The 15,590-nt window shown below is 67.3% G+C and carries 15 protein-coding genes and 1 pseudogene; 10 read left to right on the plus strand and 6 right to left on the minus strand.

Annotated features, from left to right (window positions below; all coding sequences use genetic code 11):
* Both V6M51_RS05415 and V6M51_RS05420 read left to right on the plus strand, forming a co-directional pair.
* Positions 1-265 (plus strand): annotated as a pseudogene (locus V6M51_RS05415) (ABC transporter ATP-binding protein); the annotation flags it as partial.
* 55 nt (positions 266-320) lie between these two features.
* Positions 321-1,121 carry a class I SAM-dependent methyltransferase gene (locus tag V6M51_RS05420; RefSeq protein WP_332765318.1) on the plus strand — a complete coding sequence of 267 codons (801 nt, stop codon included), beginning with the start codon at positions 321-323 and terminating at the stop codon, positions 1,119-1,121.
* Positions 1,122-1,137: 16 nt separating this feature from the next.
* Here the strand turns inward: V6M51_RS05420 and V6M51_RS05425 are convergent, their stop codons facing one another.
* Entirely contained in the window at positions 1,138-1,764 is a 627-nt protein-coding gene (locus V6M51_RS05425; protein WP_332765320.1) for a TetR/AcrR family transcriptional regulator, read from the minus strand.
* A gap of 84 nt (positions 1,765-1,848) precedes the next feature.
* Between V6M51_RS05425 and V6M51_RS05430 the strand changes: the two genes are divergently transcribed.
* From V6M51_RS05430 to V6M51_RS05440, 3 genes are all read left to right on the plus strand, one after another.
* Positions 1,849-3,123 (plus strand): cytochrome P450, encoded by a 1,275-nt coding sequence (locus V6M51_RS05430; RefSeq protein WP_332765322.1) that lies wholly within the window; start codon positions 1,849-1,851, stop codon positions 3,121-3,123.
* 12 nt (positions 3,124-3,135) lie between these two features.
* The gene (locus V6M51_RS05435) at positions 3,136-3,312 is read left to right on the plus strand and encodes a rubredoxin (protein ID WP_332765324.1); all 177 of its coding nucleotides are present in this window, start codon (positions 3,136-3,138) and stop codon (positions 3,310-3,312) included.
* 120 nt (positions 3,313-3,432) lie between these two features.
* A complete protein-coding gene (locus V6M51_RS05440; RefSeq protein ID WP_332765326.1) occupies positions 3,433-3,597 on the plus strand; it encodes a hypothetical protein in 165 nt (54 codons plus the stop codon).
* Positions 3,598-3,606: 9 nt separating this feature from the next.
* On the opposite strand, the gene V6M51_RS05445 is transcribed toward V6M51_RS05440, so the two are convergent.
* Complete coding sequence (locus tag V6M51_RS05445) at positions 3,607-4,803, minus strand: winged helix-turn-helix domain-containing protein (protein WP_332765328.1); 1,197 nt, start codon at positions 4,801-4,803, stop codon at positions 3,607-3,609.
* A 14-nt stretch (positions 4,804-4,817) separates the two neighbouring features.
* Positions 4,818-5,585: a polyphosphate kinase 2 gene (gene ppk2 / locus V6M51_RS05450; protein ID WP_332765330.1), complete on the minus strand. Its 768-nt coding sequence runs from the start codon at positions 5,583-5,585 to the stop codon at positions 4,818-4,820.
* Positions 5,586-5,633: 48 nt separating this feature from the next.
* On the opposite strand from ppk2, the gene V6M51_RS05455 reads away from it, so the two are divergent.
* The 3 genes from V6M51_RS05455 to V6M51_RS05465 all read left to right on the plus strand — a co-directional run bounded on the left by V6M51_RS05455 (position 5,634) and on the right by V6M51_RS05465 (position 8,187).
* Positions 5,634-6,368, plus strand: coding sequence for a 16S rRNA (uracil(1498)-N(3))-methyltransferase (locus V6M51_RS05455; protein ID WP_332765332.1), 735 nt, complete (start codon positions 5,634-5,636; stop codon positions 6,366-6,368).
* Positions 6,369-6,436: 68 nt separating this feature from the next.
* Entirely contained in the window at positions 6,437-7,795 is a 1,359-nt protein-coding gene (locus V6M51_RS05460; RefSeq protein WP_332765333.1) for a glutamate--cysteine ligase, read from the plus strand.
* Between the two features lie 2 nt (positions 7,796-7,797).
* Complete coding sequence (locus V6M51_RS05465) at positions 7,798-8,187, plus strand: GFA family protein (protein WP_332765334.1); 390 nt, start codon at positions 7,798-7,800, stop codon at positions 8,185-8,187.
* 5 nt (positions 8,188-8,192) lie between these two features.
* Here the strand turns inward: V6M51_RS05465 and V6M51_RS05470 are convergent, their stop codons facing one another.
* Positions 8,193-8,678: a DUF427 domain-containing protein gene (locus V6M51_RS05470; protein WP_332765336.1), complete on the minus strand. Its 486-nt coding sequence runs from the start codon at positions 8,676-8,678 to the stop codon at positions 8,193-8,195.
* Positions 8,679-8,855: 177 nt separating this feature from the next.
* On the opposite strand from V6M51_RS05470, the gene V6M51_RS05475 reads away from it, so the two are divergent.
* Positions 8,856-10,733, plus strand: coding sequence for a peptide MFS transporter (locus tag V6M51_RS05475; RefSeq protein ID WP_332765338.1), 1,878 nt, complete (start codon positions 8,856-8,858; stop codon positions 10,731-10,733).
* A 69-nt stretch (positions 10,734-10,802) separates the two neighbouring features.
* Here the strand turns inward: V6M51_RS05475 and V6M51_RS05480 are convergent, their stop codons facing one another.
* Complete coding sequence (locus V6M51_RS05480; protein WP_332765340.1) at positions 10,803-12,878, minus strand: TonB-dependent receptor plug domain-containing protein; 2,076 nt, start codon at positions 12,876-12,878, stop codon at positions 10,803-10,805.
* Between the two features lie 135 nt (positions 12,879-13,013).
* On the minus strand, positions 13,014-14,444 hold the full coding sequence (gene tldD / locus V6M51_RS05485; protein ID WP_332765342.1) for a metalloprotease TldD: 1,431 nt from the start codon (positions 14,442-14,444) through the stop codon (positions 13,014-13,016).
* A 361-nt stretch (positions 14,445-14,805) separates the two neighbouring features.
* Between tldD and coxB the strand changes: the two genes are divergently transcribed.
* Positions 14,806-15,590: cytochrome c oxidase subunit II (gene coxB / locus V6M51_RS05490; protein ID WP_442957839.1), on the plus strand; the 785-nt coding region annotated here is incomplete at its 3' end.

Raw genomic sequence — 15,590 nt, forward strand, 5'->3', positions numbered from 1 at the left:
GGCTGATGCTCCGATCCTGGTTCTGGACGAGGCCACATCCTCGCTGGACGTGGAGACCGAGCGCCAGGTCCAGGCGGCGATGGAGGAGCTGATGGTGGGCCGCACGACCATCGTCATCGCCCATCGGCTCTCGACCATCCGGGGCGCCGACCGAATCCTGGTGTTCGAGGAGGGGCGCATCGTCGAGGAAGGCCGTCACGCCGAGCTGGTGAAGAAGGGCGGGACCTATGCTCGCCTCCATGCCGTGACCGAGGGGACGGCCTGACGGCGGACGCCGGGCGGTGCTAGATGTCGGCCATGATTCCGGGCCGGGGCGCGTCATGACCTATGCGGAGCGAGTGGTTCAGTGGCTGCGCGAGCGGCTGGACCGCGACCCGCCGCTTAGCCAGCCGCAGGAGCTCAACATGGCCCTGCGGGTGTTGGCGCTCTGGCGGGCCTCGGCCATCGTCGACGCCTATGTCCGCCACCACGGCCAGGTGATCCTGCAGGGGCCGTTCGCCGGCATGTCCTACCTGCGCGCCGCCACCGAGGGGGCGCTGGCGCCGCGGCTGCTGGGAACCTACGAGTCCGAGCTGCATCCCTATATCGAAGCCTTCGCCAAGCAGGGCTTCGAGACCGTGATCGATGTGGGTTGCGCCGAGGGCTACTACGCCGTGGGCCTCGCCCGCCTGATGCCGGAGGCGACCGTCTACGCCTACGACATCAAGCCCGAGGCGCGGGCCGCCTGCGAGGCGCTGGCGCAGGCCAACGGCGTTTCCGATCGGGTCATGGTCGGCGAGACCTTCGTCCCGACCGGCTTCGAGGCCTTCGAGGGCCAGAAGTGCCTGGTGCTGATGGACGTGGAGGGCGCCGAGGACGACCTGCTGCGCCCCGACCTGTCGCCGGCGCTCGCGAGCATGACAATCATCGTCGAGACCCACGACGTCTACCGCCCGGGCAATCTCGCGCGGCTGGTCGAGCGCTTCACCCCCACCCACGACATCATCCGCCTGGACACCCAGCCCAAGACCCTGCCCCTGCCGGATTGGCTGGCGCAGTCCGGCCACCTCGACCAGCTCCTGGCGGTCTGGGAATGGCGCATCAAGCCGACCCCATGGCTGGTGATGACGCCGAAGGGCTGAGCGACGGGGCGGCGGTTCAGGCCGCGAAGCTCAAACGCAAGGCCATCTTGCTGGTCTCGCCCAACGGCGCGAGGTCCATGGTCGGATCCAGCAGCAGTTGCATCGACAGCCCGAACAGCAGGGCGCCGGTGACAAGGGCCGCGGCGTCGGCGTCGATGCCCGACCGGACCGAACCCTCGGCCTGTCCGCGCCGGAAGAAGGCCGCGAGGATGGTCTCGACCTCCTTGTGCGCGTCGGCGAACGGCGCGCGCAGTTCCGAGACATCGGCCACGGCCGAGGCCAGCACCACGAAATAGGCCCGCAGCTCGCCGTCGTGGTCCAGGGCGGCGAGGAACACGTCCACATAGGCCAGGACGGCCTCCAGGCCGCTCATTGCGTCCACGTGCCGGTCTTCCAGCAAGCCGCCGAGGCGGCCCTGGAGCTGGACGATCAGGGCGTCGATCAGGCCTCGCTTGGACCCGAACCGCTGCGTGACCAGGCTGCGGCTGTACCCCGCGCGGGCTCCGATGTTCTCGAAGGTCGCCGCGGCCATGCCCCGCTCCACCACCAGTTCGGCGGCCGCGGCCAGCAGGCGGCGTTCCGATTCGTCCCGACGCTCGGCCTGGCTGCGGCGCGATTTGCGCCTGGTCAATGTGCTGGACATATTGCGAATTCTAGAAAGTTGTTGGACAACTAGCAAGTTGCAGTGTCGGGCCACAAGACACGCAAGGGAGCCCAGGAACCGCACATGACCATTCCGTCCGACATCGCCCAGACCATTGTCGATCCCCGCGCCTACGCCGAGGGCAAGCGGGTGGACGACGCCTTCGCCTGGCTGCGGCGGGAAGCGCCGTTGGACCAGGCCCAGCCGGAGGGCTTCGATCCCTTCTGGGTGGTCACGCGCCACGCCGACATTCTGGAGGTCGAGCGTCAGAACGAGCTGTTCCACAACGGCGACCGCTCCACGGTTCTCACGACCATCGAAGCCGACCGGAAGGTCCGCGAAATGATGGGCGGCAGCCCCCATCTGGTCCGCTCGCTGGTGCAGATGGATAACCCCGACCATATGGCCTACCGGCGCCTGACCCAGGGTTCGTTCGTGCCGCAGAACCTGCGCGCCCTGGAGGCGCGGATCCGGGAGATCGCCAGGGGCTTCATCGACCGCATGGCGGCGCATGGCGGCCAGTGCGACTTCGCCCGCGACGTGGCCTTCCTCTATCCGCTGCATGTGATCATGGAGGTGATCGGGGTGCCGGAGTCCGACGAGCCGCGGATGCTGAAGCTCACCCAGGAACTGTTCGGCAGCGCCGACCCCGACCTCAATCGGACCGGCGAGGAAATCCAGACCACCAACGCCGGCGTCGACACCATCCAGTCGGTGGTTATGGACTTCATGCTGTACTTCAACGCCATAACCGAGGATCGCCGCGCCAATCCGCGCGCGGATCTCGCCAGCGTCATCGCCAACGGCAAGATCAACGGCGAACCGCTCGGCCACCTGGAAGCCATGAGCTACTACATCATCGCCGCGACCGCCGGCCACGACACCACGTCCTCGACGGTGTCGGGCGCCCTGTGGGCCCTGGCCGAGAACCCCGAACAGTTCGCCAAGCTGAAGGCCAATCCCGCCCTCATCCCAGGCCTGATCGAGGAGTCGATCCGATGGGTCACGCCGGTGAAGCACTTCATGCGCACGGCCACCGCGGACGCCGAAGTCGCCGGCCGCAAGATGGCCAAGGGGGACTGGCTGATGCTGTCCTATCCCTCCGGCAACCGCGACGAGGCGGTGTTCGCCGATCCCTTCAAGTTCGACATCGAGCGGACACCCAACAAGCATGTGGCGTTCGGATACGGCGCCCATGTGTGCCTGGGCCAACACCTGGCGCGGATGGAGATGCGCATCCTGTGGGAAGAACTGTTCGCCCGGCTGGAATCGGTGGAGCTGGACGGGACGCCGCGCAACATGTCCGCCAGCTTCGTTTGTGGTCCCAAGTCGGTCCCGATCCGTTTCAAGATGCATTGAGGCGGCGGCGAGATGTCCGAACGCTACAAGGTCTGGCAGTGCCGCACCTGCGGCTATCTCTATCAGGAAGAGTTCGGCGACCCAGCCGAGGGCCTGGCGCCGGGCACGCGCTGGGCGGAGCTTCCCGACAGCTGGATATGTCCCCTGTGCGGCACGCCGAAGGCCGACTTCGACATGGTGGAGCTCTAGCTCCGCCGGTCCTCGGCCACGGCCAGGTCTACGTACCATCCCGGAGTACGCGGGTTGCCGACGGGCGCGCATGTTGCGGTCAGGAATCCCAGGTCCGGGGTCGGTGTAGGACAATTTTCCATGTTGCTTCTAAAGCTTATCTTCGTAGCGCCCGGCAATGCGCTGGCTGACGCCCTGGGCACGACCGACGAGCACGAGCGGGGCCTGCTCCGGATGCTCGTCAACTCGGTGATCTGGATCTCGCTGGGGGCGGTGATGTTCATGATCGCGGTCATGTCCCGATAGCGCGACGACCTAGGTCAGGGCCGCCTTCAGCGCCCCGGCCATGTCGCCCTTCGCCTGGATTTGGACCTCGTCCAACCCTAGCCAACCCGCCATCAGTCGCAGCTCTTGGGCCAGCAGGCCCGGGGTCTGCGCGTTCGAGGCCGGCTCGGAATGGGCCGACTGCACGACCAGCACGCCGGTCTTCCGCTCGGCCTTCAGATCGACGCGGGCGGTCAACGCCTCGCCCTGCAGGAAGGGCAGGACGTAGTAGCCGTGCACCCGCTTGTGGGCCGGGGTGTAGATCTCCAGCCGGATGCGCACGTCGAACAGCCGCTCTGCGCGCTCGCGGAACCAGATGAGGTTGTCGAAGGGTGAGAGCAGGGCGTTGGCGGCGACCTTGCGCGGCCGTCGCGCTTTGGGGTCGAGATAGGCCGGCTGACCCCAACCCTTGACGGTGACGGCGGCGAGGTCGCCCATCTCCAGCAGCTCGGCGATGCGTGCCTTGGTCTCGGCCACCCCCATGCGGAAATAGTCGCGCAGGTCGCGCTCGGTGGCCACGCCCTGGGCGCGGGCGGCGATGCGGATCAGCTCGCGCTGGGCGTCGTCGCGGTCGGGTGTCGGGGTCTCGCGGATGGCCCTGGGCAGCACCTTGTCGGCGATCCCGTAGACCCGCTCAAAGGTCCCGCGCCGGGTGGCCGCCGTCAGGTCGCCGATCCAGAACAGGCACTCCAGCGCCCGCTTGCCCTCGCTCCAACCCCACCAGCCTTTGGCGCCCTTGGCGCCAAGCTCCAGTTCCGAGGCCGGCATGGGGCCGCGGGTCTCGATCTCGTTCAGCACCCTGTCGATGAAGTCCGGGTGGGTCCGCAGGAACCGCGCGATCCCCGTCCAGGTCCCGACGCCCTCTCGGGCGTCGTCCATCCGCCATCGGAGCAGCGGATGGGTCGCGGCCGGCAGCAGCGACGCCTCATGCGCCCAGTACTCGATCAGGGCCGGCTTCTTTCCCCAGGCGACTTCGTCCAGCACGGGGCGCGGATAGGCGCCCAGGCGCGAGAACAGCGGCAGGTAATGGGTGCGCGACACCACATTGACCGAGTCGATCTGCAGCACGCCCAGCCGGTCGATGGTCTTCAGAACGTGTCGCTTGCCGGGCGCTGCGGGCCGCCGGTCGGCGAAGCCCTGGGCGGCCAGCGCGATACGGCGAGCCTCCCGGCCCGAGATCTGTTCCACCCCGTCCGGCTCCGCTACCTGTTCAACCGACCATCGGAGATGGCGGCGATCTCGAAGGGAAACAAGACCGCCGGATCGGGCTTGGCGACCCTCTCGGCGATCTTCTCGGGGGCGATGGCGCCGATGACGTGGCGCAGGATGTTGAGGCGCGCGATCTTCTTCTTGTTGGTCACCACGCATCTCCAGGCCGCGGCGGCGCTGTGGGTGCGGGTGAGCATCTCGTCGCGGGCGTCGCTGTAGTCGTCCCACTTGGCCTGGGCGACGTCATCCAGGGGACTGGTCTTCAACGCCTTCAGCGGGTCTTCGCGCCGCGCCTTCAGCCGTTCGGCCTGCTCGTCGCGGCTGATGTCGAGCCATAGCTTCACGAGCTTGATCCCGCTCTCGACAAGCATCTCCTCGAAGTGCGGCACGTCGCGCAGGAAGATCTCCTGCTCCTCGGGGGTGGAGAACCCCATCACCTTCTCGACGCCGGCCCGATTGTACCAGGAGCGGTTGAAGATGACGATCTGGCCCGCCGCCGGCAGGTACTGGACGTAGCGCTGGAAATACCACTGGCTGCGTTCCACCTCGGTCGGCTTGGGCAGGGCGATGACCCGCGTGTATCGGATCGAAAGATGCTCGATCATCCGCTTGATGGCGCCGTCCTTGCCGGCCGCGTCCCGGCCCTCGAAGATGATCAGCACCTTTTCGCCGCTCTCCATGGCGGCCTGCTGATAGCGGACCAGGGCCAGCTGCAGGCCGGTGAGTTCGGCCTCGTAGGCCTCGTTGTCGAGCTTCGCCATGTCGTCAAACTAGTCCTGATCCCGTTCCCCCGGCTAGAACCTCAATCCATGATCCGCTTGTTCGTTTCCGCAGACCTCGCCCAGGGCCAGGCGCTCGCCCTGGACCCCGGCCAGAGCCGCTATCTCACCGCCGTGATGCGCCGTGTCGTGGGCGACGAGGTGCTGGTGTTCAACGGCCGCGACGGCGAGTGGCGCGCGGCCATCGAGGTCTCGGGCAAGCGCGGCGCGATCCTGCGGCTCCAGGCCCAGGAGCGGCCCCAGGCGTTGGGGCCGGACCTCGACCTACTGGTGGCGGTGGTCAAGCGCACGCGGGTGGAGACCATCGTCGAGAAGGCCGCTGAGCTGGGCGCCCGTCGCGTTCGGCTGGTGATTACCGAACGCACCAACGCCGAGCGCGCGCGGATCGACCGCCTGCAGATCATCGCCGCCGAGGCCGCCGAGCAGACCGGCCGCATGGACGTGCCGCAGATCCTGGAACCCGCGAAGCTCGCCAAGCTGCTGGCCGACTGGGACGCGCCGCGGCGGCTGTTGTTTTGCGACGAGGCGGGCGACGCCAGGCCGGTGCTGGCGGCCTTGGACGGCGCGCCGCCGGCGCCGTGGGCCATCCTGATCGGGCCGGAGGGCGGCTTCTCGCCGGCCGAGCGCGAGACCTTGCGCGGCTTGCCCTACGCCACGCCCGCCACCCTGGGGCCCCGGATCCTGCGGGCCGACACCGCGGCCATCAGCGCGCTCACCCTATGGCAGGCGGCGCAGGGGGACTGGCGGGGGCTTGAGCTTTCCTGATTTGCGCCCACCTGTTTGAACAGCGTAAAGATCGCCGCCGTTTCGGTATGGGCTTGGGGGAGATTGAGATGGCCGACGTCGTGACGGACGACCGACCCCTCGCGGTAGAGGACATACTGGCCTGGTTCGAGGCCGGCTCGAAGCCGGCCGACCAGTGGCGCGTGGGCGCCGAGCACGAGAAGTTCGTCTTCCGTCTTGGCACGCACGAGCCGGTTCCCTACGCGGGCCCCGCGGGGATCCACGCCTTGCTGAATGGCCTCACCCGGTTCGGCTGGAAGGGCGTCTACGAGGGCGACAACATCATCGCCCTCGAACGCGGCAAGGCCAATGTCAGCCTCGAACCCGGCGGCCAGTTCGAACTGTCGGGCGCGCCGCTCGAGACCATGCACGACATCTGCGAGGAGACCGGCGTCCACCTGCAGGAGGTCAAGACCGTCGCCGACGAGCTGGGCCTGGGCTTCCTGGGCCTCGGCTTCACGCCGATCTGGCGGCGCGACGACGTGCCGGTCATGCCCAAGGGCCGCTACAAGATCATGCGGGAATACATGCCGAAGGTCGGCAATCTGGGCCTCGACATGATGTTCCGCACCTGCACCGTGCAGGCCAATCTCGACTTCGGCTCCGAGGCCGACATGGTGGCCAAGTTCCGCACCAGCCTGGCCCTGCAGCCGATCTGTACGGCCCTGTTCGCCAATTCCCCCTTCATCGAGGGCAAGCCGTCGGGCTTCCTGTCGGCGCGCGCCAACGTCTGGACCGACACCGATCCAGACCGCACCGGCATGCTGGATTTCGTCTTCGCCGATGGCTTCGGGTTCGAGACCTACGCCCAGTACGCCCTCGACGTGCCGATGTACTTCGCCAAGCGCGGCGGAAAGTATGTCGACCTCTCCGGCAAATCCTTCCGCAAGTTCATGGCGGGCGAGCTGGCCGAGTTGCCCGGCGACCGTCCGAGCCTCAAGGACTGGGCCGACCACACCACCACCGCCTTCCCCGAGGTGCGGCTGAAGCAGTACCTGGAGATGCGCGGCGCGGACTCCGGGCCGTGGAGCCGCCTCTGCGCCCTGCCGGCCCTGTGGACCGGCATCTTCTACGATCAGGCGGCGCTGGCCGCGGCCTGGGACCTCTGCAAGGACTGGCAGGTCGAGGATCACGAGCGGCTGCGCGCCGACGTGGCGCGGCTGGGCCTGAAGGCCAAGGTCGGGGGCCGCAGCGTCCAGGACGTGGCCAGGGACATGGTCGCCATCGCCCGGCAGGGTCTGAAGAACCGCAACCGCCTGAGCGGCGGCCTGGTCGACGAGACCGGCTACCTGGCCGAGTTGGAGGAGATCGCCGACAGCGGGATCACCCCCGCCGAGCGCCTGCTCGAGCTCTACGACGGCCGCTGGCGGGGCGATGTGAGCAAGGTCTTCGAAGAGTTCGCCTACTGACCATGCCGCGCGGGTCCTGCCACTGCGGCGCGGTTCGCTTCCAGGTCGACGCCGAGATCGTGGAGCTGACCACCTGCGACTGCTCACTGTGCGTCAAGAAGAACGCCGTCATGGCCAAGGTGCACGAAAGCGCCATGACCATCCTGGCCGGCGAGGAGCTCCTGTCGGTCTATCAATGGAATACGCGGCGGGCGAAGCACTACTTCTGCAGCCGTTGCGGGATCTACACCTTCCACCGCAAGCGCGCGGCCCCGGACCACTATGGGGTCAACGTCTTCTGCCTCGACGGCTTCGATCTGAGCGCCATCCCTGTCCGCGCGACGGAGGGCGTCGGGATGAGCTTGGCGCCGGAGGGCGCGCGGGCCGAGTGGCCTGGCCCGCGCGAGGCCTAGACTCCTCAGGGGCGCGGCGCGTCTTCGCTCGGCGGCCAGTGCGTCTTCTGGCTTGAGCCCGAGCCGGAGTCGGTATGCAGGATCACGTCGTCGATGGTCTTGGTGTGATGGTGGGCCGGATCGACGGTGTCGTCGTCCACCGCATAGACCTCGATCTTGTCCCGGTAGAAGGCCAGCCGCCCGCGGATCTGCTCCATGGCCGGGTAGGGTTCCTCATAGGTCCATACCGCGTTCTCGGCGAAATGGCCGTCCATGAGGATCGTGTAGTAGGCGGCGTCACCCTTGTACGGGCAGTGGGTCGAGCGGTCGGTCCTGGAGAAATATTCCATCGAGACGTCACTGCGCGGGAAGTAGATCACCGGCGGGTAGTCGGCCTCGCACAGGACCAGGGCGTCGCCGCTGTCGGCGATCACGTGGTTGTCGAACATCGCGCGCCAGCGGGTCGCGGCCGGGGTGATGGTGATCGGATGGTCCGGACCGGGAATCTTCATGCGACGCGCTCCTTTGAATGGATAACGCTTGAGATGGGGACGCGGGTCCCGCCGCCACAAGGGCAGGCTTGCTTGTGCTTGGCCTTAACGCGTGATCTTCTCCCGCCAAACTAGCCCGGCGGGGGAGAAAACAACCCAGGGAGCGCCGGCCGTCCAAGGATTGGAAGAACCGCCCTCATGAATATCGTTATCCTGCTGGGGATCCTCGTCACGCTGGCGACGGGGATTCCGGTGCTGCTGCAGTTGCTGAAGACCCACCCGAAAGGGTTGATGATCCTGTTTTTCGCCGAGATGTGGGAGCGGTTCTCCTACTACGGGATGCGCGGCATCCTGATCTTCTACCTCACCCAACACCTGTTGTTCGACGACGAGGCGGCGGGCGCCCAGTACGGCTCCTATACGAGCCTGGTCTATCTGCTGCCGCTGATCGGCGGCCTGCTGGCCGACCGCTATCTGGGCACGCGCAAGGCCGTGGCCTTCGGCGCCCTGCTGCTGGTCGCCGGCCACATGACCATGGCGCTCGAGGGCGGTCCCACCACCCAGACCCTGGTCTACAACAACCAGAGCTACGCCGTGGCGGCCGAGGGCCGCATGGAATCGCGCTCGGTCAAGCTGATGGTGGGCGACAAGGCCTATGATTTCGGACCGGCCGCCAGCGGCGGGCTGGAGATCAAGAACCTCGACGCCGGCGCGCCCTTGCCGGCGGTCCTGCCCGCGGGCAGCTACACCATGGTGAAGAAGAGCGACCCGATGGGGGTCAACGCCTTCTACCTGGCGGTCTCGCTGATCATCATGGGCGTCGGCTTCCTCAAGCCCAACATCTCCACCATCGTCGGCCAGCTCTATCCGCAGGGCGATCCGCGGCGGGATTCCGGCTTCACCCTCTACTACTACGGCATCAACCTGGGGGCCTTCTGGGCCGCGGTCCTGTGCGGCCTGCTGGGCCAGAACGTCGGCTGGTGGGCGGGCTTCGGCCTGGCCGGCGTCGGCATGGCGTTGGGCTGGGTGGTCTTCGTCCTGGGCAAGCCCCTGCTGCAGGGAAAGGGCGAGCCGCCGAACCCGGAGCGCCTCAAGGAGCCGATGGTCGGCCCGATCAACCGCGAATGGTTGATCTATCTAGGCGGCCTCCTGGGCGTCATTCCGATCTGGCTGCTGGTCCAGCACAACGGCCTGGTGGGCTGGGGCCTGACCCTTTCCACCCTGGCGGCGCTGGCCTTCATCGTCTGGTTCATCGCCAAGAAGTGCGACAAGGTCGAACGCGAGCGGATGATGCTCGCCATGGTGCTGATCTTCGGCGCGGTGGTGTTCTTCACCCTCTTCGAACAGGCCGGCACCTCGCTCAACCTGTTTGCCTCGCGCAATGTCGATCTCTCGATCACCAGCCAGGCGACCAGCTTCCTGGGCCTGCCCATGGGCAGCGCCGACCAGCTCGCCGCCGCCGGCATCCAGCCCGCCAACTGGTGGTCCTGGATCGACACCGGCATCGGGGCGGCTCAGACCCAGTCGTTCAACGCCGGCTTCATCCTCATCTTCGCGCCGATCTTCGCGGTGATGTGGACCTGGCTCGGCCAGCGCGGAAAGGTCCTGGACCCCACCTTCACCTTCGGCCTCGGCCTGATCCAGGTGGGCCTGGGCTTCCTGGTGGTGGTCTGGGCGGCCGGCGCGGGCATGACCGATTCGGCCTTCCGCATGCCGCTGATCATCCTCGGCATGCTCTACCTGCTGCACACCACGGGCGAGCTCTTCCTGTCGCCGGTGGGTCTGTCGGAGATCACCAAGCTTTCGGTCGCCTCCATCGTCTCGTTCATGATGGCGGTCTGGTTCCTGTCGTCCTCCATCGCCCAACTCGTGGGCGGCCGGATCGCGGGCCTCATGGGAACCGAAACCGTCGGCGGCCAGGTGCTGGACCCGGCCGCGGCGCTCGCCACCTCGCTGGACGGCTTCAACAAGCTGGGCTGGGTGGGGGTGGGCTGCGGCGTCGCCTTCGTCGTCGCCAGCTTCTTCATCCGCCACTGGGCGCACGGAGCCGGGGTCAACAAGCATCCAGAGCTCTAGGGGCGGGTTCCGCCTGAGAACGGCGAAGGCCGGGCGCGCGAGCGTCCGGCCTTCTTCGTGGGCGCGACCCTAGCCGCCGAAGGTCTTGCGAAGTCGGACATAGACCCCGCGGCCGAACTGCAGGTCGCGGTCGTCGACAAACGAGATCGTGCTGGTGTTACGCGGGCCGGCATAGATCGTGCGCGTGCGGCGGATGCCGCGTTCGGTGACGTTGGGCAGCTCGATGCGCAGCATCAGGTCGGGCTGCAGGCGGAACTCCGCGAAGGGCTTCACATAGGTCTTGAGCTTGAGATCCTCGATCTCGTTGAAGCGGTAGGAGGTCTCCCGCCAGCCGCCGTAGAAATCCACGCCCCAGGTGGCCTTCCAGCGCGGCAGGTCCTGGCTGAAAGTCGCCTCCCAGTCGAGGGGACGCAGGTCCGAGATCTCGCGCGTTTCACCAGTGGTGGGATCTTCGACCTCGGAGCGCCGCCAGGTGACCTCGCCTTTCAGCTGGCCGCCCTTCACCCCCAGCCGGCCGAGGGGCAGGGTGAGGTTGACGATCAGTTCGTCCTTGGTCCCGTCACCGATATTGCTGGGCGCGTCGAAGACGTCGGTCGGCGTGAAGATCGGCGCACGGTCGATGACGTCCGTGAGCGCCGAATGCCGCGCGGTCAGTGAGACAACGCCGTCCTTCCAGAACCGCTGCTCGATCGCGGCTTCCGTCACCCAGGCCTGTTCGGGATTGAGGTCCGGGTTGCCGGCGGTCACCACCCCGGTGTTCAAGGAGGAATCGGCGACGAAGTCGTCGAAGTTGAGCTGCCCCACCACCCGTTCGAAGCGGAAGCGCACCTGCGTCGTCGGGCGGGCCTGCCAGGTGACCGCCAGCCTCGGCTTGGCGAAGTTCAAGGTCTTTTCCAGCGATACGTCGCCGTCCGACGAGATCGACGAGGCCTCGTAGCGCAGTCCGGCTTCCACGGTCCATTCGGGCGTGGCGCGCCAGACGCCCTTGGTGAAGACCTCGCCGCGGGTTTCCTCAACCGTCACATTGGCGGCCGGCAGGACCACGAGCGTCCCGTTCTCGGTGAGCTCCGTCTGGCTGTCGAGTTTGTTGAAGGCGCCCTCGCCGCCGGCCTCCAGGGAGAGGGTGTCGTTGAACCGGTATTTCAGCACCCCTCGGCCGATGGTCTCGCTGGACTCCCGGATCAGATGGAAGCGCCCGGTGTCGGGGGGCGAGGAGAAGCTCGAGCCGATGTCGCGCTCCTTGGTCTGGCGCAGCCCGATGAGCTCCAGGGTGGTCTTGTCGCCGAACGCCCTGTTGAAGCGCGCGCCGAGCTCGGTGTCCTCGCTCAGATAGACGTCGTCGACGGTGACCAGCAGCGGCGTGGGGAAGATCACGTTGCGATCCTCCTCCTCCTTCCACTTCTCCCAGAACATCCGGCCGTTCACACGGACCTTGCCCCCGAACAGGGGTTGTTCGTATGCGCCGGTGAGGGTCTTCTGCAGGCCGTCGCTTTCGGAATCGATGTTTGAGCGGACCAGGACGGAGCCGTCCGGCGCGACCCGGACTCCCGGTCCATAGTCGCCGCCGTCATCAGCGCCGAAGCCGTAGCGCGCCGAGCCTTCCCAGTTGCGCCCGTCCTTGCCGCCCGAGAGCTCGAGGCGCACGCCGTGCTGCATGCGGCCGTCATAGAGGCGGTTGTTGGCCACCGCGAACAGGCCGCGGAAGCCGGCGCCCGGCTTCTTGACGACATTGGCCAGCACCGTCTTGCCCTGCATGTCGATGCCCGGGGCGCCGCCACGGATCAGCTCGACACGCTCGACCTGAGCGGCCGGAATCCGGCGCAGCAATTCGTCCAGGGGATCGGTCTTGCTGGTGGGGCGCTGGCCATCGACCAGGGCGTTGCCGCCGCCGCCTTCGAAGCCGCGGATCGTGTCGCCCGTGTCCAGGGTGAAACCCGGCAGACGCAACAGCATCTCCAAGGCGTTGCCGGGCTGGCTGGCGGCGAAGAATTCTGGCGGATAGCTGATCACCCCTTCGCGCGGCGGGCCTGGCGGCGGCAAGGGAAGGGCGGGGAGCGCCGGCGGCGTGGCCTGGGCGGCGGCCGGCGCGGCGAAGAGGAGGGCCGAAGCCAAGGCGGTGGACGCCAGAGCGACGTATCGGATCATTCGGTAACACTCCCCACAGGTGAGCGCGAAGTGACCTGCGCCATGGGGGGAGAGCCAATTAAATCCAGGACATGTGGATTAAATCGCCGAAAGGTTATCGGCGATTACATATCGTCGCTCCTGAGATACCCGGCCCTAGAGGCTGGTGCCTCCGACCGTCAGTCCGGTGAGCTTCAGGGAGGGCTGACCCACCCCCACCGGGATGCTCTGGCCCGACTTGCCGCAGACCCCGACGCCGGGATCGAAGTCGAAATCGTCGCCGATCATGGTGACCCGGGTGAGCGCAGAGGGACCGTCGCCGATCAGGGTCGCGCCCTTGACCGGGGCGGTGATCTTGCCGTCCTCGATCAGATAGGCCTCGGTGCACTGGAAGACGAACTTGCCGTTGGTGATGTCCACCTGGCCGCCGCCGAAATTTGCGCAGTAGAGCCCGCGCTTCGTCGAGGCGATCATCTCCTCGCGCTTGTGGTTTCCGCCCATCATGGCGGTGTTGGTCATCCGCGGCATGGGCATGTGGGCGTAGGATTGGCGACGGCCGTTGCCGGTGGCGGCCAGACCCATCAGCCGGGCGCTCATCCGGTCGTGCATGTAGCCGACCAGGATGCCGTCCTCGATCAGGATGGTGCGTTCGGTGGGCGTGCCCTCGTCGTCGACGGTCAGCGAGCCGCGCCGCCCCGCCAGGGTGCCGTCGTCGAACACCGTGACGCCCTTGGCCGCCACTCGCTCGCCCACCCGGCCCGAGAACGCCGAGGTGCCCTTGCGGTTGAAGTCGCCTTCCAGCCCGTGGCCGACCGCCTCGTGCAGCAGCACGCCGTTCCAGCCCGGGCCCAGCACCACGTCCATCTCGCCGGCCGGGCAGGGGATGGCGTCCAGATTGACCAGCGCCTGGCGCAGGGCCTCCTCGGCCTGCTCCTGCCACTTGTCGGGGGTGATCCAGGCCTCGAACCCGGCGCGGCCGCCGGCGCCGGCGAAGCCGTTCTCGCGCTTGCCGTCCTTCTCGACCGTCACCTGGACATTGACCCGACACAGGGGCCGCACGTCGCGGATCAGCCGGCCGTCGGCCCGCAGGATCTCCACCGTGCGGCGCTCGCCGGCCAGGGAGGCCATCACCTGGACAACCCGCGGGTCGCGCGCCCGGCACCAGGAGTCGATCTCCTGCAGCAGTGCGATCTTGTCCGAGAAAGCGGGAGAGGCGGTGGGGTCGTCCTCGCCATAGAGCTTGGCGTTGGTGGCGCGCGGCGCCTCGTCGGAGATCCCGGAATAGCCGCGCTTGGCCAGGGACGAGGACTGGGCGGCCCGCTTGATCGCCGCCTCGGACACCTCGCTGGAGTGCGAATAGCCCGCGGTCTCACCCGCCACCACGCGCAGGCCGAAGCCCTCTGACGAATCATAGGCCGCGGATTTCAGGCGTCCGTCGTCGAACAGAAATGATTCGCTCTCGGAGCGTTCGACGAACAGTTCGCCGTCATCGGCGCCCGCCAGGGCCTCGCCGAGAATCTCGCGGGCTCGCTCAGGGGCGACGCCGGCGGAGTCCAGGATCGAGGGCGCGGGGGAATGGGCGTTCATAGGGACGAGCTCACAATGACAGGCCTTCAGAGATAAGGGCTTGGGCGGTCCGCGTCATCCCATTGGCTGCACTGGGCGAACGACGCTCACTTCAGTTGCGATTTATTCTCATCTGAAGGGCCAAAACGCGAGGTTGGGGCCGATCCCGGGGTAAGATTGCGACCCTATGGCGCGGCGCTGGGCCATAGGGGGCTGTAGCGCCTTGGCAAGCCCCAATCGAGCGCGTATGCAGCGCCGACGAAGGGCGGGGCTGCGCGATTTACGTGGCGTCGCCTCGATTCCAGTCGGCGGGGGCGATCGTCTTTTGCGAGGCGCGGCCGGCCAAGCAGACCGAGGGGACATGAAGTCTAGGGTTCAGGGCATGCGGACGTGGGCGGCAGCGACCGCCGCGGGCGTCACGTCGGCGTTCTGGGGCGTCCAGGCGTTCGCGGAAGATTTGATGGGGCAACCGACCCCAGGCGCTATGGGCTTGCAGCCGGCCGCCGCGCCGCTGAAGCACGCGGTGCACGATTTCCACGATCTGATCCTGCTGCCGCTGATCACGATCATCTGCCTGTTCGTGCTCGCCCTGCTCCTGTGGTGCGTGGTCCGCTTCAACAAGAAGCGCAACCCGATCCCGGCCAAGTGGACCCACAACACCATGGTCGAGGTGATCTGGACGGTAGTCCCGGTCCTGATCCTGATGGGGATCTCGGTGGTCTCCTTCAAGCTGCTGTTCGCCTATCACGACATGCCCAAGCCGGACCTGACCGTTAAGGCCACCGGCTACCAGTGGTACTGGGGCTTTGAGCTGCCCGACCAGAAGGTCGGCGAGTTCGTCTCCAACATGCTGCCGGAAGACGAGGCTAAGGCCCGCAACGTTCCCTATCGCCTGGCGGCCACCGAACCCCTGGTGGTTCCGGTCAACAAGACGGTCCGCGTCCTGGTCACCGGCGCTGACGTGATCCACGCCTTCGCCCTGCCCGCCTTCGGCCTGAAGACCGACGGCATCCCCGGCCGGGTCAACGAGACCTGGTTCAAGGCCGAGCGTACCGGCACCTTCTACGGCCAGTGCTCGGAGCTGTGCGGCGTCGACCACGCCTTCATGCCGATCGAGATCAAGGTCGTGACCCAGCCCGAATTCGACGCCTGGGTCGAACGCATCCT

The sequence above is a fragment of the Phenylobacterium sp. genome (genome assembly GCF_036677185.1).
Classification (GTDB): Bacteria; Pseudomonadota; Alphaproteobacteria; order Caulobacterales; family Caulobacteraceae; genus Phenylobacterium.